The 19,842-nt window shown below is 66.6% G+C and carries 16 protein-coding genes; 11 read left to right on the top strand and 5 right to left on the bottom strand.

Features of this window, described 5'->3' with window-relative positions; translation table 11 throughout:
* Positions 1 to 6: 6 nt before the first annotated feature.
* Positions 7 to 1,293 carry a CynX/NimT family MFS transporter gene (locus DXK94_RS20440; RefSeq protein WP_115526335.1) on the bottom strand — a complete coding sequence of 429 codons (1,287 nt, stop codon included), beginning with the start codon at positions 1,291 to 1,293 and terminating at the stop codon, positions 7 to 9.
* A 143-nt stretch (positions 1,294 to 1,436) separates the two neighbouring features.
* Between DXK94_RS20440 and DXK94_RS20435 the strand changes: the two genes are divergently transcribed.
* Positions 1,437 to 3,008, top strand: coding sequence for a CYTH and CHAD domain-containing protein (locus DXK94_RS20435; RefSeq protein WP_115526334.1), 1,572 nt, complete (start codon positions 1,437 to 1,439; stop codon positions 3,006 to 3,008).
* A gap of 79 nt (positions 3,009 to 3,087) precedes the next feature.
* Here DXK94_RS20435 and DXK94_RS20430 read toward each other — a convergent pair whose 3' ends face one another.
* On the bottom strand, positions 3,088 to 4,524 hold the full coding sequence (locus tag DXK94_RS20430) for a PucR family transcriptional regulator (RefSeq protein ID WP_079596552.1): 1,437 nt from the start codon (positions 4,522 to 4,524) through the stop codon (positions 3,088 to 3,090).
* A gap of 171 nt (positions 4,525 to 4,695) precedes the next feature.
* Between DXK94_RS20430 and DXK94_RS20425 the strand changes: the two genes are divergently transcribed.
* Together DXK94_RS20425 and gabT are read left to right on the top strand one after the other, a co-directional pair.
* On the top strand, positions 4,696 to 6,126 hold the full coding sequence (locus DXK94_RS20425) for an aminobutyraldehyde dehydrogenase (protein ID WP_115526457.1): 1,431 nt from the start codon (positions 4,696 to 4,698) through the stop codon (positions 6,124 to 6,126).
* Between the two features lie 73 nt (positions 6,127 to 6,199).
* Positions 6,200 to 7,570 (top strand): 4-aminobutyrate--2-oxoglutarate transaminase, encoded by a 1,371-nt coding sequence (gabT, locus tag DXK94_RS20420; RefSeq protein WP_115526333.1) that lies wholly within the window; start codon positions 6,200 to 6,202, stop codon positions 7,568 to 7,570.
* Positions 7,571 to 7,646: 76 nt separating this feature from the next.
* On the opposite strand, the gene rarD is transcribed toward gabT, so the two are convergent.
* On the bottom strand, positions 7,647 to 8,705 hold the full coding sequence (gene rarD, locus DXK94_RS20415) for an EamA family transporter RarD (protein WP_115526332.1): 1,059 nt from the start codon (positions 8,703 to 8,705) through the stop codon (positions 7,647 to 7,649).
* A 104-nt stretch (positions 8,706 to 8,809) separates the two neighbouring features.
* On the opposite strand from rarD, the gene DXK94_RS20410 reads away from it, so the two are divergent.
* The 8 genes from DXK94_RS20410 (at position 8,810) to DXK94_RS20375 (ending at position 18,356) form a co-directional block, all read left to right on the top strand.
* Positions 8,810 to 9,808 (top strand): DNA topoisomerase IB, encoded by a 999-nt coding sequence (locus DXK94_RS20410; protein ID WP_115526331.1) that lies wholly within the window; start codon positions 8,810 to 8,812, stop codon positions 9,806 to 9,808.
* A 52-nt stretch (positions 9,809 to 9,860) separates the two neighbouring features.
* Positions 9,861 to 11,321, top strand: coding sequence for an FAD-dependent oxidoreductase (locus DXK94_RS20405; RefSeq protein WP_395930264.1), 1,461 nt, complete (start codon positions 9,861 to 9,863; stop codon positions 11,319 to 11,321).
* Between the two features lie 106 nt (positions 11,322 to 11,427).
* Positions 11,428 to 12,768: a helix-turn-helix domain-containing protein gene (locus DXK94_RS20400; RefSeq protein ID WP_115526330.1), complete on the top strand. Its 1,341-nt coding sequence runs from the start codon at positions 11,428 to 11,430 to the stop codon at positions 12,766 to 12,768.
* A 162-nt stretch (positions 12,769 to 12,930) separates the two neighbouring features.
* The gene (locus DXK94_RS20395) at positions 12,931 to 14,457 is read left to right on the top strand and encodes an aldehyde dehydrogenase family protein (RefSeq protein WP_115526329.1); all 1,527 of its coding nucleotides are present in this window, start codon (positions 12,931 to 12,933) and stop codon (positions 14,455 to 14,457) included.
* A 43-nt stretch (positions 14,458 to 14,500) separates the two neighbouring features.
* Positions 14,501 to 15,523, top strand: coding sequence for an alcohol dehydrogenase AdhP (adhP, locus tag DXK94_RS20390; RefSeq protein ID WP_181884892.1), 1,023 nt, complete (start codon positions 14,501 to 14,503; stop codon positions 15,521 to 15,523).
* A complete protein-coding gene (locus tag DXK94_RS20385; protein ID WP_115526327.1) occupies positions 15,523 to 15,930 on the top strand; it encodes a DUF779 domain-containing protein in 408 nt (135 codons plus the stop codon). Before adhP ends, DXK94_RS20385 begins: the two co-directional genes overlap by 1 nt.
* A 175-nt stretch (positions 15,931 to 16,105) precedes the next feature.
* Positions 16,106 to 17,671, top strand: coding sequence for an amino acid permease (locus DXK94_RS20380; protein ID WP_115526326.1), 1,566 nt, complete (start codon positions 16,106 to 16,108; stop codon positions 17,669 to 17,671).
* Between the two features lie 73 nt (positions 17,672 to 17,744).
* Entirely contained in the window at positions 17,745 to 18,356 is a 612-nt protein-coding gene (locus tag DXK94_RS20375; protein WP_115526325.1) for a TetR/AcrR family transcriptional regulator, read from the top strand.
* A gap of 37 nt (positions 18,357 to 18,393) precedes the next feature.
* Here the strand turns inward: DXK94_RS20375 and DXK94_RS20370 are convergent, their stop codons facing one another.
* Both DXK94_RS20370 and DXK94_RS21770 read right to left on the bottom strand, forming a co-directional pair.
* Positions 18,394 to 19,029: a DUF2461 domain-containing protein gene (locus DXK94_RS20370; protein WP_115526324.1), complete on the bottom strand. Its 636-nt coding sequence runs from the start codon at positions 19,027 to 19,029 to the stop codon at positions 18,394 to 18,396.
* Between the two features lie 122 nt (positions 19,030 to 19,151).
* The coding region (locus DXK94_RS21770; RefSeq protein WP_258868645.1) for a catalase at positions 19,152 to 19,842 on the bottom strand (691 nt) is incomplete at its 5' end.

Here is a 19,842-nt window from a genome sequence, read left to right as displayed (position 1 = left end):
CCTACTTTATCTGGTGTTGGCTTTGCCGGTCATCGGTGTGCCGGTGATCAGGTGGGCCACCACAATCTGGACCAGCGCCAGGGTCAGCAGGATCGCGAGGGGCAGGGTCCAGCCCCCGGTTGCCCCGTGCAGCAGGCCCATTCCGAAGGGCCCGGCCGTAGCCAGCAGGTAGCCGGAGGACTGCGCCAGGGTGGACAGCGCGGTAGTTTCGGCCGTGCTTGCCCCGCTGCGGCTGATCATCACCATCACCAGCGGGAAGATTCCGAGGCCAAAGCCCAGCAGGACGGCCGAAACAAAGGAGAGCTGCACGGGCAGCACCAGCAGTGCCACCAGCCCCAGTGCCATGACGATGCTGACCAGGTAGAACGCCGGCCGCAGCATCCGCGGCCGTGACCCGATGGCGATCAGGACCATGCCGGCGGGGACCGAGACAAGCTGCATCAGTCCGAACATCAGCCCGCTGTCCGAGGCGCTGAGCCCCATGGTGGTGAGCATGTAGGGAAACCAGCTCAGCAGGGCGTAGGCGAGCAGGGCCTGCAGTGTGAAGATCGCGGTGAGGAGCACGCCTTTTCGGGTCCGCAGCAGCGGCCAGGGCGAGATGGCGCCCGCGGTGCCGCGGGAGCTGTTGCGGTGCGCGTGCAGCACCACGGGAAGGAAGCCCAGGAAGGCCGCGACGGCGGTGATTCCGATGGCGCCGACGGCCGCGGACGGCGATCCCAGCGCCTGCGCCAGGGGGACCACCGCCACGGCGGTGACGGTTGCACCGGTGGTCATCGTGACCGTATACATGGCGGTCATCAGAGAAGTCCGGGAGGCGAAATGCTCGCGGATGAAGGACGGCATGGCCACGTTGCAGACGGCCAGGCCGGACATCCCCACAACGCTGCCGGCAACCAGCATCCCGGTGGCCGGAATGCCGCGCAGCAGGAGACCGCCGGCCAGCATTGCCAGGGCCAGCAGAATCGCCTTCTCCACGCCCAGCCGCCCGGTGAGCCAGGACGTTCCCGCGCCGGCAAGTGCGAAGCAGAGGGTGGGGATGGAGGGAATGATCGCCGCCACCAGCGGGCCGTAGCCGAGCACGGTCTGCAGATCGTGCAGCAGCGCCGACGCCCCGGTAATCCCCGCACGAAGGTTCAGCCCGATGAGGACGAGCGCAATAACGCCGAAGACGACGGCGGACCGCGGCTTTGCCTGCACGGCCGGGACTGCCGCGGACGCGGGAGCGGCAGCGGCGGATGCCAAAGTGGCCGGAGCGGGAGCGGATGCGGCCGGCGAGGGCGGGGTGGCAGACATACTTCAAGGGTAAAGGTTAGACGTTTGATGTCTAAGGTTCTGTGGGCAAGCTCTCCCGGCTTTCCGGCCCGGGGCAATAGACTGCGAACGGGCGGATGCCGGGCATCCGGACTACGCACTGCAGCAATTGTGGAAGGACGGCTGTGAAGGCTTCCGAGGGACTTGAGGTCGAGAAAAAGTACGACGCCGGCGACGACGCCGTAGTGCCCCCGCTGCACGACCTGCCCGGCGTTGCCCGGGTCGGCGAGCCGCACACCGCGTTGCTGGAAGCCGTCTACTTCGATACCGCCAAGCACACCCTGGCCTCCCGCCGTATCACCCTGCGCCGCCGCACGGGCGGAACCGACGCGGGCTGGCACCTGAAACTGCCGCCCGAATCCTCCGCTTCCACAGGGGCCGAACCGCAGGAGCGCCGCGAGCTGCACGCCCCGCTGGGCCAGCCCGGCGTCGTTCCGGACAGCCTGCTGGCCCGCGTGCAGGCGTATGTGCGGGGAGCGGAGGTAGCCCCCGTGGTCCGGCTGCGTACCGAACGCACCACCCATGCGCTGTATGGCGGGGACGGCGTGCACCTGGCGGACCTGGCCGATGACCGCGTGACGGCGGAGCGCCTGCACGGGCAGGATGTGTCCGGCGAAGCAGCCGGTGAAGGGCACAAGCAGCAGTGGCGTGAGTGGGAGCTGGAACTGGTCCACGGGGAGCCGGAACTCTTCGCCCCGGCCGAGCAGCTTCTGCTGGCAGCCGGCGCCCGTCCCGCCGGGCATGCCTCGAAGCTGGCCAAGGCCCTGGGCACGTCCGCCAGCCGCGAGGAGGGCACGCCCGCACTCCTGTCCGGGAAGAAGGCCCCGGCCGCCGCCGTCGTCACCGTTTACGTTGCGTCACAGATCGAGCAGCTCCTTGCCCAGGACGGGGCGGTCCGGCTGGAAGAACCGGAAGGCGTGCATGACATGCGTTCGGCCACGCGTCGGATCCGTTCCGGCCTGGCCGCGTACCGGAAGCTCTACCGGGCAGTGCCGGTGCGGCGGCTGCGGGACGAGCTGAAATGGCTGGGCCGGTTGCTCGGCGAGCCGCGGGACGCCGAGGTGCTGCTGGGCCTCCTCCGTGGACACATGGACAGTCTCCCTCCGGGCGAGGGTACCGACGCGGCGCGCGCCCGGGTGGAACGCCAGACTGGAGCCACGTTCGACGCCGGGTACCAGCGCCTCCAGGAGGCCCTGCAGTCCAAACGCTACTTCAGGCTCCTGGACAGCCTCGAAGACTTCCGGGACAACCCGCCCGTGCGCGCCCAGGCCGTGGCGCCGGGGCAAAGGGTGGCTGCGAAAGCCGTGGACAAGGCGGCGAAACGGCTGCGGCGCTCGCACAAGGCGGCCGCTCACGCCCGGCGCGGAACGGACCACGAGAATGCCCTCCACCAGGTGCGCAAGGACGCAAAGCGGCTCCGGCATGTGGCGGAATCAGCGGCCCTCGTGAAGGGCAAACGGGCGGGCAAGGTGGCCAAGGCGGCCCACCGGCAGCAGAAAACCCTGGGCGATTACCATGACGCCGTGCTGGCCCGCGACCTGGTCGCCGGCCTCCGGTCGGACCGGGATCCTGCGGCAACGGCTGAAGCTTACGGGGCGCTGCAGAAGCGGCAGGAAGAACTGATGGCGGCCGCCGAATCGAAGTACGGGAAGGCCCGCAAAAAGTCCCGCGACCTCCTGCGGCGCGGGGTCATCTAGGCACAGGTCCAAGGCGACGCGGGGTCAGGTAAGGCCCCCGAAACGGCGGACATTGGGCCTGAAGTGACCCCGGGTTGGCTTACTTGCCCTGCCGGGCGGACAGCCGGGCCACGGCCAGTGCCAGCCACAGCTGCACCCGGTCCGAGGTGACCGACGGGTCGTACCCCGTCAGTTCGGTGATCTGGGCCAGCCGGTAGCGGACGGTATTGCGGTGCAGTGTGAGCTCCTCGGCAACGGCCGCCACGGAACCGTTGTTGTTGAGGTAGCTTTCCAGCGTGGCCATCAGCTCGGCGCCATGGGCGGCATCGAAGGTGCGCAGCGGGTTCAGCGATTCCTGCGCCATGTCCGCCAGCGGCACGTCCTCGCTGGCCAGCAGCAGCGATGTCAGGCTCAGCCGCTCCGGCTCGTTGACGGGCAGCCCGTGGCTTGCCGCATCCCGGGCCTCGAAGTAGCTCCAGCGCAGGCCGTTCGGTTTGGTGTACGCGCCGCCGATGCCAATGGTGGCGTGGATCCCGGCCTCGGCAAGGTGGTCGCTGAGCTTCCGCGCCAGGGCCGGCGCCTTCCCGCCGTCGTCATTGACCACCAGGACCAGGTCCTTGCCGACGACGGCGGCAACACAGTTCTCCAGGTCCCGCGGCACGGAGGTGCTCACTAAGGCTTTGTTGTGCGCGGCGGAGACGGCCAGCAGCACCACGTTCTTGCGCGTGCTGTTCACGCCCACGCCGGCCAGCCGGCGCTGCGCCTCGCTGGTTTCGAGCGCGCCGTGGATGACGTCCTCGAGAACCTGCCCGCACAGGGCGCGCTGCGCCTGGCGCTGCTTGACCATGTTGTTCAGCTCCACGCTGATCAGGTTCTGGGCGTAGCCGATGATGCCGGAGTCCTCGAACGGTTGCCGGACCCACAGGGTGCAGGCATCGCGGCGGCCGGTGGGGATGGGGTAGGAGGACCAGGTGTCTGCGGACGGCGGCTCGCTGCTGCTGTTGTACAGCTGCGCCGTGAACTGGGTGAGGGCGATATCCGTCCGGAGCATGCTGCCCAGGTGCTTCAGGAGCTCGGCGAGCCCGCCGCCGGTCAGCAGCGCCCGGGCCAGCACCTGGTGCCCGGCGATCAGCCGCTCCAGCTTGGCATAGTGGTCCGCGGACTGGGCATCGGCCACCAGCTTGCCGATGGCGATGAACGGGGTTTCATAGGGGACCTCCACCACAGGCAAGCCCCACCGGTTGGCCTCGGCCAGGAGTGCCGGCGGCACGGCATCATGCGAGAGCCCCACACCGAATCCGATGCCCACGGCCCCGGCCCGCTGCACCTGGCGGACAAAGCGCCGCTGCTCCGGCGCGGAACGCAGCCGCAGCCCGGTGGTGAGGATCAGCTCGCCGCCGTTGATGAACCGCTGCGGATCCTCGAGCTCCGTGACCGCCACCCAGTTGATGTCCTGGTGCCAGGTGGTTTCAGCAACCCCTGCCTTGGAAAGCTTCAGGGAGTTCACGCCCAGCAGGGCAGCGAGGGAAATGGCCATGCATCAAGGATAAACGGGCTCTGGACAACCGCACTAAACACCGTAAGGAAGGGTGTGCAGGTGGCTATTCACTGGGCAGGGGCGCTGGCATAGGCTCAAGGCAGTTCCATCCATCCGCCCTGGTCCAATAACCCTGGCGCCGATGGCCCCTTACGAAAGAGGTTGCACACCGTGGTCCAAACCTTGCAGAACTTCATCAACGGACAGTTCGTCACCCCTGCCGGCACAGGCCTGCTGGACGTCGTGAACCCCACCAACGGCGAGGTGGTGGCCGTTGCGCCCATCTCCGTGCAGGCCGACGTCGATGCCGCGATGGCCGCTGCGAAGGACGCGTTCAAGACCTGGAAGCACGTCACCCCGGGCCAGCGTCAGCTGATGCTGCTCAAGCTCGCCGACGCCATCGAAGCCAACAGTGACGAACTGGTGGAGGCCCAACACCGCAACACCGGGCAGGTCCGATCCCTGATCGCTTCCGAGGAAGTGGCCGCCGGCGCAGACCAGCTCCGCTTCTTCGCCGGTGCCGCGCGCATCCTGGAAGGCAAGTCCGCCGGCGAGTACTTCGAGGGCCACACCTCCTATGTCCGCCGCGAACCCATCGGCGTGGTGGCCCAGGTGGCCCCCTGGAACTACCCGTTCCTGATGGCCATCTGGAAGATCGGCCCCGCACTCGCCGCCGGCAACACGGTGGTCCTGAAGCCCTCGGACACCACCCCGGAATCCACCCTGGTCCTGGCCCGCCTGGCAGGGGACATCCTGCCCGCCGGCGTCCTCAACGTCATTCTCGGCACCGGCCAGACCGGCGCCATGATGGTGGAGCACAAGGTCCCCGGCCTGGTGTCCATCACCGGCTCCGTCCGGGCCGGCATCGCCGTCGCTTCCGGCGCCGCCAAGGGGCTCAAGCGCGCCCACCTCGAGCTGGGCGGCAAAGCTCCCGCCATCGTGTTCAAGGACGCCGACATCAAGAAGAGCGCGGCTGCCATCGCCGAATTCGCGTTCTTCAACGCCGGCCAGGACTGCACCGCCATCACCCGCGTGCTGGTGGAGGATTCGGTGCACGACGACGTCGTGGCAGCCATGGTGGAACACACCAGGACCCTGCACACCGGCTCGCAGAACGACGAAGACAACTACTTCGGCCCGCTGAACAACGTGAACCACTTCAACGCCGTGACGTCCGTGGTGGAGAACCTGCCCGCGAACTGCCGCATCGAAACCGGCGGCCACCGGGCGGGGGAGAAGGGCTACTTCTTCGAGCCCACCATCATCACTGGCGCCAAGCAGACCGACGACGTGGTTCAGAAGGAAACCTTCGGCCCCGTCATCACCGTCCAGAGCTTCAGCACGGAGGAAGAAGCCGTTGAGCTCGCGAACGACGTTGAATACGCCCTCGCCTCCAGCGTCTGGACCACCAACCACGGCACGGCCATGCGCCTGAGCCGGGACCTGGACTTCGGTGCCGTCTGGATCAACACCCACATCCTGCTCACCGCCGAAATGCCGCACGGCGGCTTCAAGCAGTCCGGCTACGGCAAGGACCTCTCCATGTACGGCGTGGAGGACTACACCCGCATCAAGCACGTCATGAGCGCACTCGACTCATAAATTCTTCGGTCATTGAGCTTGTCGAAACCAAGATCTCGACAGGCTCGATCACCAGGCTCTGAAAGGAAAACCCATGACCACCACCGCATCCGATATCACCTTCCGCCTGGAGCAGAAGCGCCGCGTCCAGGCCGACTTCCCGGGCCCCAAGTCCCTCGCCCTCGCCGAGCGGCGCAAGTCCGTGGTGGCCGCGGGCGTCGCTTCCGGCGTTCCCGTATACGTGGCAGACGCCGACGGCGGCATCATCCATGACGTTGACGGCAACTCCTTCATCGATCTCGGCTCGGGCATCGCAGTCACCAGCGTGGGCGCGTCCGATCCCGCCGTCGTCGGTGCCGTCAAGGAAGCCGTGGAGCACTTCACCCACACCTGCTTCATGGTCACACCCTACGAAGGCTACGTGGCCGTCGCCGAGCAGCTGAACCGCCTCACCCCCGGTGACCACGAAAAGCGCACCGTCCTCTTCAACTCCGGCGCAGAAGCCGTGGAAAACGCCGTGAAGGTGGCCCGCCTCGCCACCGGGCGTGACGCCGTCGTCGCTTTCGACCACGCCTACCACGGCCGCACCAACCTCACCATGGCGCTGACCGCCAAGGCCATGCCGTACAAGACCAACTTCGGCCCGTTCGCGCCCGAGGTCTACCGCATGCCCATGAGCTACCCGTACCGCGAGGAAAACCCGCAGATCACCGGTGCCGAGGCTGCCAAGCGCGCCATCACCATGATTGAAAAGCAGATCGGCGGGGACCAAGTTGCCGCGATCATCATCGAGCCCATCCAGGGCGAGGGCGGCTTCATCGTCCCGGCCGAGGGCTTCCTGCCGGCACTGGCTGAATGGGCCAAGGAAAAGGGCATTGTCTTCATCGCCGACGAGGTCCAGTCCGGCTTCTGCCGCACCGGCGAATGGTTTGCCGTCAACCACGAGGGTGTCATCCCGGACATCATGACCCTTGCCAAGGGCATCGCCGGTGGCATGCCGCTGTCCGCCATCACCGGCCGCGCCGACCTGCTCGACGCCGTCCACCCCGGCGGCCTGGGCGGTACCTACGGCGGTAACCCGGTGGCGTGCGCCGCTGCCCTGGCATCCATCGGTTCCATGGAGGAATACGACCTGGCCGGCCGCGCCCGCCACATCGAGGCACTCGCCACCGGCCGCCTCCGTGAACTGCAGGCCGAATTGGCTGGCGCCGGCACAGGCGTGATCGGCGACATCCGCGGCCGCGGCGCCATGCTGGCCATCGAACTGGTCCAGGCCGGGTCCAAGGAACCCAACCCTGAACTGACCAAGGCTGTTGCTGCCGCCTGCCTGAAGGAAGGCGTCATCATCCTCACGTGCGGCACCTACGGCAACGTGATCCGCCTGCTGCCGCCGTTGGTCATCACCGATGACCTGCTGAACGACGGCCTGGACGTCCTCGCCGCCGCCATCAAGGCCAACGCTTAACCGGAAACGACTCCCTCCGGCAACGCCAGGAAGGCGGGACCAGCATCTGCTGGTCCCGCCTTCCTGGGTTTACGGACTAGGCCGGGTGGTGGGCCGCATACTTGCGGGCCACCGAGTTTTTGCGCGCGGTCCGCAGCATGTCCACGGTGAGGACGATGAGGGCCAGCCACACCACACCGAATCCGATCCAGCGGTCCACGGTCATGGCTTCCCGGAACACCAGCAGCGCAACAATGAACTGCAGCACGGGCGCGAAGTACTGCAGGAGCCCGATGGTGGTCATCGGCAGCCGGCGGGCCGAAGCGCCGAAGAAGACCAGCGGGACGGCGGTGATGACGCCGGAGGCCAGCAGCAGCCAGAAGTGCCCTGCACCCTGGGTGGTGAGCGTGGCGGAACCCGTGACGGCAAGGAAAACCATGGTGGCCGCCGCGAAGGGTGCCAGAACCATGGTCTCCACGCTGAGGCTTGTGACTGCATCCACCCTGGGGCCGACACGTTTCTTGACGAAGCCGTAGAGGCCAAAACTGAAGGCCAGGGTCAGCGCGATCCACGGCAGCTTGCCGTAGGAGTAGGTGAGGACGCCCACCGCCACAAAGCCGATCCCGACGGCGGCCCACTGGAGCGGACGCAGCTTTTCCTTGAGGACGAAGACGCCAAGGAGGACGGAAACCAGCGGGTTGATGAAGTATCCCAATGAAGCTTCCACCGTCTGGTTGGTGGTCACGCCGTAGGTGTACGTCAGCCAGTTGATGGCGATCAGGAACGCGGCCAGGGCCAGGGGGCCGAACACCGAACGGTTCCGGACCGCCGCAACCAGGGCCGGCCAGCCCCGGGTGACAGTGATCAGCAGTGCGCAGAAGAGCAGGGACCACACCACGCGGTTTGCCACGATTTCGATGGCGCCTGCCGGCATGAGGACAAAGAAGTACAGGGGAAGCAGCCCCCACAGCCCGTAAGCCCCGATGCCGAAGAGAATTCCCGCCGTCGTCTCTTTGTCCACTGCCTTGGGGGCGCCGGGCTTCGCGGCACCCGCTGCTCCGCCTCCGCGGGCGCCTTTGGCAGAAGCGGTGCCTGTCATGGCTGCGCTTGGCGGACTGGCGGGGGAGGATCCTTCAGGGGTGGGCACGAAACCCATAACACCAGCACCGGGACAGGTATTCCAAGCCGGCACCGCCGGAAACGCCAAATAGTCAGTAGGCTTGCTTTTATGATGTTTGCCGACCTGCCGAAAGCCGCCCCATGAGGCTCCGGCGCAGCAACGCCTCGGGCCGCGGATACCGCAGGGTGCCCGCCGGCAAGGGCTTCAGCTACCGGGACCTCGATGGCTCCACCCTGCCCCCGGGGCCCGTCAGGGACCGGCTGGAGAGTATTGGTATTCCACCGGCCTGGACGGACGTGTGGATCGCCCCGTTCGAGAACGGGCACATCCAGGCGACGGGGGTGGACGCGGTAGGCCGGCGCCAGTACATCTACCACCCCGAATGGCGGGAGCGGAAGGACCGGCTCAAGTTTGACCGTTCCCTGCAGCTTGCCGAGTCCCTGCCTTCCGCCCGCCGCCGGGTGACGATGGACCTGCGCAGCGAAGGCTTTACCCGGGAGCGCGTCCTCGCCGGGGCGTTCCGGATGCTGGACAGCGGTTCCCTGCGGGTAGGCTCCGAGCGCTATACCAACGAGAACGGCAGCCGCGGACTGGCCACCCTGCTGTGCGCCCACGTCCAGGTCCGCAAGGACCGCATCCACCTGCGGTTCCCGGCCAAGAGCGGGAAGGACTGGGAATCGGAGATACGCGACGCCGACCTCGCTGCCCTGCTGCGCCTGCTCAAACGGCGGGGCCCCAACGCCAGGCTCCTTGCGTACAAGGAGGGCGGCCGATGGCGCCCGGTCACCAGCGCCGACATCAACGCCTATGTGAAGGAACGGACTGGCTCCGACTTCACGGCGAAGGACTTCCGCACCCTGCGCGGCACCATCACGGCTGCCGAAAGCCTGGCCCGGACCGGTCCCCAGAGGACTGCCGCCAAACGGAAGAGGGCCATCAGCCGGGCAATGCACGACGCCGCCGATACCCTGGGAAACACACCCTCCATCGCCCGGAAAAGCTATGTGGACCCCCGCGTGCTGGACCACTACCACGCCGGCGAGACCATCGACCCCAAGCGTCTTCAATCGGCGGAGGCGGAGCTTCGTGCGCTGCTCTACCGCGAAGGCAACGTGGTGCCGCTGGCCAAGAGCGGCTGAGGCCTAGAATAAGGGATTGTGCGCTACCCGACTCGGCGCATCCCGATGCATCATGAAAATGGTCAGTTCAGAAGGGCTCCCGGTGTCCAACCCCAGCGAAACAGCTTCCAACCGCCCGCTTCGCGTCGCCATTGTGGGCGCAGGACCGGCGGGGGTCTACGCTGCGGATATCCTCACCAAGTCCCGCGGCGTGAAGGACGGCGACTTCGAGGTCAGCATTGATCTGTTCGAGGCATACCCCGCACCCTACGGCCTGATCCGCTACGGCGTAGCCCCGGACCACCCCCGCATCAAGGGCATCGTCAACGCCCTGCACAAGGTCCTGGACCGCGGCGACATCCGGTTCCTGGGCAACGTGACGTACGGCCGGGACCTCACCCTGCACGATTTCCGGTCCTTTTACGATGCCGTGATTTTCTCCACGGGCGCGGTCAAGGATGCGGACCTGGCCATTCCCGGTATTGAGCTGGCGGGTTCCTTTGGCGGCGCCGACTTTGTGTCCTGGTACGACGGGCACCCCGACGTTGCCCGCGAATGGCCGCTGGAGGCCAGGGAGATCGCGGTGATCGGGAACGGCAACGTGGCCCTGGACGTGGCGCGCATGCTGGTGAAGCACCCGGAGGAACTGCTCAGCACCGAGATCCCGGACAACGTCTACCAGGGCCTGAAATCCTCGCCCGTCACGGACGTGCATGTGTTTGGCCGCCGCGGCCCGGCCCAGGTGAAGTTCACGCCGCTGGAGCTGCGGGAGCTCAGCCACATGAATGATGTGGACATCGTGCTGTATCCGGAGGATTTCGAGTTCGACGACGCCTCGGATGAAGCCATCCGCACCAACAACCAGATCAAGACCATGGTGAACACCCTGACCAACTGGCTGGTGGAGGAGCACGCAGAATCCGAGAACCCGTCATCCCGGCGCCTGCACCTGCACTTCCTGCACAGCCCCGTGGAAGTGCTCGACGACGGCGCGGGCAAGGTGGGCGGCATCAAGTTTGAGCGCATGCAGCTTGACGGCACCGGCAACGCCAAAGGCACGGGGGAGTACATCGAGTACCCGGTCCAGGCGGTATACCGTGCCATCGGCTACCACGGCTCGGCCCTGGATGAACTGGAGTACGACGCCAAGCGCGGGGTCATTCCGAACGAGGGCGGCCGGGTCCTGGATGCCGAGGGCAACCCGGTTCCGGGCATCTATGCCACCGGCTGGATCAAGCGTGGACCTGTCGGCCTGATCGGCCACACCAAGGGCGACGCGCTGGAAACCATCGGATTTCTCCTCGAAGACCGGCTCACGCTGCCCCCGGCCCAGAACCCGGATCCGCAGGCCATCATCGACCTGCTGGAAGAGCGCGGCATTGAATACACCACCTGGAAAGGGTGGAACCGGCTCGATGCCCATGAGGCAGGCCTCGGTGCCGCTTGGACCGGGCCCGAGGGCCTGGACCACGTGGTCCGGGAACGGATCAAGGTGGTTCCCCGCGAGGACATGATCCGGATTTCCCGCGGCTGAGGTTTTTCAGGGGACCACGGGCGCTACGGGCCGGTGCAGGGTTAGAATGGCGGCCACCCCTTGGCCGGCATGGTGATGCCGTGCCTTCAGGCAGCACAGGAGTTCAATGAGGAACCTGATCCAGCCGGAACCGCTGCAGACCAGCGCCCTGGCCGCCCACGAACAGCTCGACGGCGGCGCCCTTCCGGATGCCCCCAGCGGCCTGCGCAACCTGATCCGCGAGTCCTGGCAGCGTTCGGTCAGCTTCAAGGCGAATCCGGACAACCCTGCCGCACCGCTGGCGCTGGACCGGGATGAGCTGGAGGACTACCGCAGCCAGCACCCCCTGGCCGCCATCATGCCCGTGATCAACAAACTCCTGGTCCAGCCCAGCCACGACAGCGGACTGCTGGTGGCAGTCGGCGACGAAGTGGGCCGTCTGCTCTGGGTGGAGGGCGACCCCGCATTGCAGCGCCGGGCCGAGGGAATGATGTTCGTCCCCGGCGCCGACTGGTCCGAGGCCACGGTGGGCACCAGCGCTCCGGGAACGGCCCTTGCCCTGGGCCGCGGCATCCAGATCGCCGGTGCCGAGCACTACCAGCGCGCCGTGCATGCGTGGAGCTGCACCGCCGTACCCTTCCACGACCCCGATTCCGGTGCGGTCCTCGGCGTCGTGGACATCACGGGCACCGCCACGGCGGTGGCCCCCCACACCCTGTCCCTCGTGGAGGCAACCGTGGCGGCAGCCCAGGCGCAGCTGCGTGTCGAGCGCCTCCAGCTGGCCGCAGGGCTCGCCGACAGGCCGGTACGACGGCGGGCCGCGTCTTCCGCTGCCCGCGCACCTGGCACGGGCGCCAAGGAAGGCAGCCTCTACCGGAACAGCCTGCAGCTGCTGGGCCGCGACCAGGCCCTGCTCAGCCTCGAAGGCAAAACCGTTGCACTGTCCGCCCGGCACAGCGAAATCCTTGCGCTGCTCAGCACCCACCCCGACGGGCTCAGCGCCGAAGAACTCACCGTCCTGCTGTACCCCGGGGAAGGCTCCGCCATCACGCTCCGGGCGGAGATGGTGCGCCTGCGCAAAGTCCTCCAGCAACTCAATCCGGATGCCGTCCCGGGATCGCGGCCCTACCGCCTGCCCGTGGACGTGGTGCCGGACAGCGGCCAGGTGCTGAGCTGCCTGCAGCGCGGCGCGCACCGCATCGCCCTGGAAATCTACCGAGGCGCCGTCCTCCCGCGGTCCGAGGCGCCCGGCATCGTGGAGCTGCGGGACAGGGTCTCGTCGCTGCTGCGCGAGGCAGTCCTGACCGACGGCAGCGCCGAGTCGCTCCTCAGGTACGCCGAGCTGCCCGAGGCAAGGGACGACGTCGGGGTCCGCCGTGCCGCCCTCCGCCTCCTTCCTGCGCGCTCACCCAAGCGGGCCGCCGTCGTCGCCGACCTGGAACGGCTGGAAGCCGAACTCCGCGCTTAATCCCCACCCGCTCCCTAACCTCGCAAGCTCGGCCAGGGAACCCGGCGGGCGTGGCCCCTGTGCTCAACCAACTGGGCAACGTTGCAACCTCGCTGCAACCTGTCCGCTCCTACGCTTGCTCCAACGGCGAAAGCCTGGGACTGCACAGCAAAGGAGCTAGCAATGACTGTTTACGCACAGCCCGGAACCGAGGGCTCGAAGGTCACCTTCAAGGACCGCTACGAGAACTGGATCGGCGGCGAGTGGGTGGCCCCCGTGAAGGGCCAGTACTTCGAAAACATCACCCCCGTCACGGGCAAGGCCTTCTGCGAGGTGGCACGCGGCACGGCAGAGGACATCGACCTGGCCCTGGACGCAGCCCACAAGGCGGCGCCGTCCTGGGGCAAGACGTCCGTCGCTGAACGCGCCGCCATCCTGAACAAGATCGCCGACCGCATCGACGAGAACCTGGAGATGCTCGCCGTCGCCGAAACCTGGGACAACGGCAAGCCTGTCCGGGAAACCCTCAACGCGGACCTCCCGCTCGCCGCGGACCACTTCCGCTACTTCGCCTCCGCCGTCCGCGCCCAGGAAGGCCGGCTCTCGCAGCTCGATGACGACACCACCGCCTACCACTTCCACGAGCCGCTCGGCGTCGTGGGCCAGATCATCCCCTGGAACTTCCCCATCCTGATGGCCGTCTGGAAGCTCGCACCGGCGCTCGCCGCCGGCAACGCCGTGGTCCTCAAACCGGCCGAGCAGACGCCGACGTCCATCCTGGTGCTCATCGAGCTCATCGGCGACCTCCTCCCGGCCGGCGTCCTCAACATTGTCAACGGGTTCGGCGTCGAGGCCGGCAAGCCCCTGGCGTCCAGCCCCCGCATCCGGAAGATCGCCTTCACCGGCGAGACCACCACCGGCCGCCTGATCAGCCAGTACGCCAGCCAGAACCTCATCCCCGTCACCCTGGAACTGGGCGGCAAGAGCCCCAACATCTTCTTCAACGATGTCGCAGCAGACACCTCTGACGCGTTCTACGACAAGGCACAGGAGGGCTTCGCGCTGTTCGCCTTCAACCAGGGCGAGGTCTGCACCTGCCCGTCCCGCGCCCTGGTGCAGGAAGACATCTACGACTCCTTCATGGCCGACGCCGTGGCCCGGGTGGAGAAAATGGTCCAGGGCAACCCGCTGGACACGGAAACCCAAGTGGGCGCACAGGCCTCCAACGACCAGCTCGAGAAGATCCTGTCCTACATCGACATCGGAAAGCAGGAGGGCGCCAAGGTCCTCATCGGCGGCGGACGGGCAGAGCTGCCCGGCGACCTGGCCGGTGGCTACTACGTCCAGCCCACCGTTTTCGAGGGGCACAACAAGATGCGGATCTTCCAGGAGGAGATCTTCGGCCCGGTGGTGTCGGTGACAAAGTTCAGCGACTACAACGACGCCATGGGCATCGCCAATGACACCCTGTACGGCCTGGGCGCCGGCGTCTGGTCCCGCAACGGCAACATTGCGTACCGCGCCGGGCGCGAAATCCAGGCAGGCCGCGTCTGGGTCAACAACTACCACGCCTACCCGGCGGGTGCCGCGTTCGGCGGCTACAAGTCCTCAGGCATCGGGCGGGAAAACCACTCGATGATGCTGGACCACTACCAGCAGACCAAGAACCTCCTGGTCAGCTACAACGAAAACAAGCTGGGCTTCTTCTAAGCCTTCGCACACCATCGCTACAACGACGCAAGGATTTTCGCCAATGACGACGACAATGCAAGCAGCAGTAGTAAACAGGTTCGGCACGGAGCTCCAGGTCCAGGACCTCCCCATCCCAACCCCCGGCCCGGGGGAAGCCCTGGTCAAGGTGTTCACCACCGGCGTTTGCCACACCGACCTCCACGCCGCCGAGGGCGACTGGCCGGTCAAACCCACACCGCCCTTCGTTCCCGGCCACGAGGGCGTGGGCGAAGTGGTGGCACTGGGCGAGGGCGTCACCGACCTCGCGGTGGGCGACCTGGTGGGCAACGCCTGGCTCTGGTCCGCCTGCGGCGACTGCCAGTACTGCCGCACCGGCTGGGAAACCCTGTGCGAGGTCCAGAAAAACGGCGGCTACAGCGTGGACGGGTCCTTCGGCGAGTACATGCTCGTCGATACCCGCTTTGCCGCCCGCATTCCGGCGGGATCCGACCCCGTCGAGGTGGCGCCGGTGCTCTGTGCCGGCGTCACCGTCTACAAGGGCCTGAAGATGACCGAAGCCAAGCCGGGCCAGTGGGTCACCATCTCGGGTATCGGCGGGCTGGGGCACATCGCCGTGCAGTACGCCGTGGCCATGGGGCTGAGGGTCGCGGCCGTGGACATTGCCGACGACAAGCTCGCCCTGGCCAAGGCGCACGGTGCGGAACTGACCGTCAACGCCCTGCACGAAGACCCTGTGGAAGTGATCCAGCGTGAAACCGGAGGTTGCCATGGAGTCCTGGTCACCGCAGTGCACCCGTCAGCTTTTGGACAGGCGATCGGCATGGCCCGCCGTGGCGGGACGATTGTGTTCAACGGGCTGCCGCCGGGCGACTTTCCGGCGCCGATCTTCGAGATTGTGCTCAAGGGCCTGACCGTCCGCGGCTCGATCGTGGGCACACGCCAGGACCTGGAGGAGGCGCTGGACTTCTACGCCCAGGGAAAAATCCACCCGACGGTATCCGTGCGGGAGCTTTCGGAGGTCAACGCCGTGTTCGACGAGATGAAGCACGCCAAGATCGACGGCCGCGTGGTCCTGAGGTTCTGATGGCCCTGGACAGCCTCGATGCTGCAGTGACGCTGCCCGGGGAGGACTTTTCCCGGGTGGCGCTCACGCCGCCGGCCGTGGAGTTGCTGCGCTCGCTGTGGGTCCGGCATGGGCCGCTGATGTTCCACCAGTCCGGCGGCTGCTGCGACGGATCCTCGCCCATGTGCTATCCGGTCGGGGACTTCCTGACCGGCGATTCGGACGTCCTCCTGGGGTTGTTCGATCTCTCGGATGGGCCGGAACCGCAACCGCTGGAGTTCTGGATGTCCCGGGAGCAGTTCAACTATTGGAGCCATACCCACCTGACCGTTGATGTGGTTCCCGGGCGGGGGAGCGGCTTTTCGGTGGAAGCGCCCGACGGCAAGCGCTTCCTGATCCGGTCCACCCTGATGGATTGGCCGGCCTAGCCCGTTCGGATAAGTAGCCCTTGGGGCCCTCCATCCGGAGGGCCTCAAGCGCTTGATGCAGAATAAAGTTTGGCAGAAGGGGTGTCTCACCATTCGGAACAATTGGGGCCGTCCAGTGGATGGACACTATCGTGGATAGGTCCGTTTCCTTCACAAATCAGGATTGTGATCCCCAATGAACCTTCTCCGGACCAAATCCATCGAGCAGTCGATTGCCGACGCCGATGAACCCGGACGCAAGCTCAAGCGCTCCCTCAGCACCTGGGACCTCATGATCATGGGCGTCGCCGTTGCTGTCGGCGCCGGCATCTTTTCCGTGGGTGCCAAGGCTGCCGCCAACTTCTCCGGCCCGGCCGTGACCCTGTCCTTCGCCATCGCCGCCATCACCTGCGCCCTGGCCATCATGTGCTACGCCGAGTTCGCCACCGCCATCCCGGTGGCCGGCTCCGCCTACGTCTTCACCTACGCCACCATGGGTGAGCTCCTCGCCTGGATCATCGGCTGGAACCTGATCCTGGAGCTCTTCACCGCCGCGGCAGTCATCGCCAAGTACTGGGGCATTTACCTCAGCAAGGTCTTCGCGCTGATGGGCGCGGACATTCCGCCGGCCGTCTCGCTGGGCGGCGTTGACCTCTACTGGGGCGCGTTCCTGATTGTCGCCGTCTTCACCGTGCTGCTGGTGCTCGGCACCAAGCTGTCCGCCCGGGTAGGCAACATCTTCACCCTGATCAAGATCGGCGTCGTCCTCTTCGTGATCGTGGTGGGCTTCACCTACGTCAAGTTCGAAAACTACGCACCGTTCATCCCCGCAGCCGAGCCCACCGGCGGCACCGGCGCCGCTGACGTCCTGAAGCAGTCCTTCTTCGGCTTCCTCACCGGCGCGGCCCCCGCCCAGTACGGCACCCTGGGCATCTTCGCAGGTGCCGCGCTGGTGTTCTTCGCCTTCATCGGCTTCGACGTGGTCGCCACCTCCGCGGAGGAAGTGAAGAACCCGCAGAAGACCCTTCCGCGCGGCATCTTCGGCGGCCTCGCCCTGGTCACCCTGCTGTACATCCTGGTTTCGCTGGCCCTCACCGGCATGGTGTCCTACACCCAACTGGCCGAGGCCGAGAACCCGACACTCACCACGGCCTTCGAAGCCGTCGGCGACACGTCCGCCGCGAAGATTATCGCGTTCGGCTCCCTGGTGGGCCTGACCACCGTGATCATGGTCCTGCTGATGGGCCTGTCCCGCGTTGTCCTGGCCATGAGCCGCGACGGCCTCCTGCCCCGGGCACTGTCCAAGACCAGCGAGAAGCGTTCGACGCCGGTCCGCCTCCAGATCATCTGCGGCGCCGCGGTAGCTCTGGTGGCAGGCCTGACCAACGTGGACCTGCTCGAGGAAATGATCAACATCGGCACGCTGTCCGCCTTCGTTGTGGTCAGCCTGGGCATCCTGGTGCTGCGCAAGAAGCGCCCGGACCTGAAGCCCGCCTTCCGCGTCCCGTTCGGCAAGGTCCTGCCGGTTGTGTCCGCCCTGCTGTGCCTCTACCTGATGACCAACCTGGCCGTGGAGACCTGGATCTTCTTTGCCATCTGGCTGATCATCGGCCTGGCGATCTACTTCGCGTACGGCCAGCGCCACTCGCGCCTGAACGAGCGCTTCAGCGCTGCCAGCACCGCGGTCAACGGCCCCGCTGCGGGCGGTTCAACCGCTGCCGCCTCCGAGCGCGACGACGAGGACGAGTTCACCCGCGCCTGACCGGCCCGCTGCTGATGCCCGCCCGGGCCATACCCGGGCGGGCATTTGCATGTCCGGCTCCTAGGATGGATTCATGGCACGACCCACACGACCCACACGACCCGAACGAAAAGCCGAGCTGTTGGGCGCCATCCTGGATTACCTGATGGATAAGACGCTGGCGGAGCTGACGTTCCGCAGCCTTGCGGAGGGGCTGGGCATGAGCGCCTACGTGCTGGTGTACCACTTCGGCAGCCGCGACCAGCTGATCAATGACATTGTGGTCTCGATCGAATCCCGGCTGGACCGCATGCGAAACACCGATGTCCACGACATCGATCGCGCCGCCTGGCGGGAGTTCCTGCTGGATTCCTGGCAGTGGACCATGGCTCAGCGGAACCGGCACCTGACGCGGCTGGAATTCGAGGCCACTGCCCAGGACATCGTCGCCGCCGAGCCGCGCGGAACGTCCCAGGAGCATTTCCGGATGCTTCACCACAAGACCCGCGACTGGCTGATGGTCCAGGGGATCCCGGAAGCATATGCGGATACCGACGCACGGCTTTTCACCTCCACCTTCTACGGGCTGCAGTTCGACTTCGTGGTCATGAACGAACCGGAGGCGGCCACCAAAGCCTTCGAACTGATGCTGACCGTTTTCTTCAACAACCTCGAAACCCGCCTGGCCGCCGTCCAGGACGCCTGAATACCAGGCAGCCCAGTCCCGCCTGCTGCCGGCAGTATCACGGGGCTGCGTGCCGGGTGACCCAGTCCACCAGCGGGCGCAGCTCCTCCCAAAGCCTGGCGATTTCCGGGACAGCGGCGGGGCTCTCCAGCCATTCGGGCTGGCCCAGGTCAACGCTTGCCGCCAGCGATTTGTGTTTGAGGAGTTCGGCCCGCGGATGGTCGCTGGCGTAACCGCGCGGCACGGTCTTGAGCTTCTCGCCCTCCACCGCAAACCCGGCGGCCGTCACGGCCTCCACAATATGCCGCAGCGACTCCCCGGTGCCCGAGGCGTCAACTGAGTTCCGGTACCTTGCCAGCTGTGCCGGCGAATGCGAATGGTAGCCCCCGCCCACCAGCAGGCCCTCCGCGCTGATCTGAAGGTAGTACCCCACGCCCTCCTGGCCTGAGGCAAACGCGCCCTGTGCGGTCTTGTAAGGGGACTTGTCGAGTGAAAACCGGACATCCCTGTTGGGGCGGAAAATTTTTCCTGGCCCGAACCGGGGTTCGAGCTCTTCGAGGAGCGACGCGAGCGGATCCCGGACCAGCGACTGGTAGCTGTCCTTATGATCCAGCCACCACTCCCGGTTGTTGTTGTCCTGCAGCTCGGCATAGAACCCGAAAGCACCGGAGGGTATGCCCTGGAAAGTTGTCATACAGCGATCCTAGGGAGCGCGCTTCGCCGCGGCTACGGCGAAGTCGGCTATGTGGAAAGCGCAAAAACCACCCCGCCGCGGCAGCCGTGGCGGGGTGGTTTCAGATGCAAATCCGGGCGGAATCAGCCGATCTTGTTGGCTGCCTCAGCGTCAGAGAGGGGTGCTGCGCCGAGGTTGGCGCGGAGCTTGGCGCCGAGTTCGGCGTCAACGTTGGTCCAGTACTGGATGGCGCGTTCCTTAATGTCGGAGCGCTTGACGCCGCCCACGGCACCGGTGATGGTGTCCAGGAAGCGGGCCTTGGCTGCATCGTCGTAGACCTCGCGGTACAGCGTGCCGGCCTGGACGAAGTCGCTGTCCTCGGCGTGGAGGGAGTGCGCGGCGAGGGTCAGTTCGCCGTCGTTCTCCCAGCCGCCGGCCGGGTTCTGCGGCTCAAGGGCAGCCGGGCCGCCGAAGGTGTTCGGAGCGTAGACCGGAACCGAGGGGGCGTTGAACAGGTAACGTCCGGCGCCGTCCTGGCTGTAGTTGTTGACCTGGTTCTTGGGCTGGTTCACCGGGATCTGGGCGTGGTTGGTGCCCACGCGGTAACGGTGCGCGTCGGCGTAGGAGAAGATGCGGGCCTGCAGCATCTTGTCCGGGGACGCGGCGATGCCGGGCACGAAGTTCGACGGCGCGAAGGTGGCCTGCTCGATCTGCGCGAAGTAGTTCTCCGGGTTCCGGTTCAGCTCCATGGTGCCCACCTTGATCAGCGGGTAGTCAGCGTGCGGCCAGACCTTGGTGAGGTCGAACGGGTTGAAGCGGTAGGTCTTGGCGTCC

This window comes from Arthrobacter sp. RT-1 (assembly GCF_003367205.1).
Taxonomy (GTDB): Bacteria; Actinomycetota; Actinomycetes; order Actinomycetales; family Micrococcaceae; genus Arthrobacter.
This window is presented reverse-complemented; position numbering and strand designations above follow the sequence as displayed.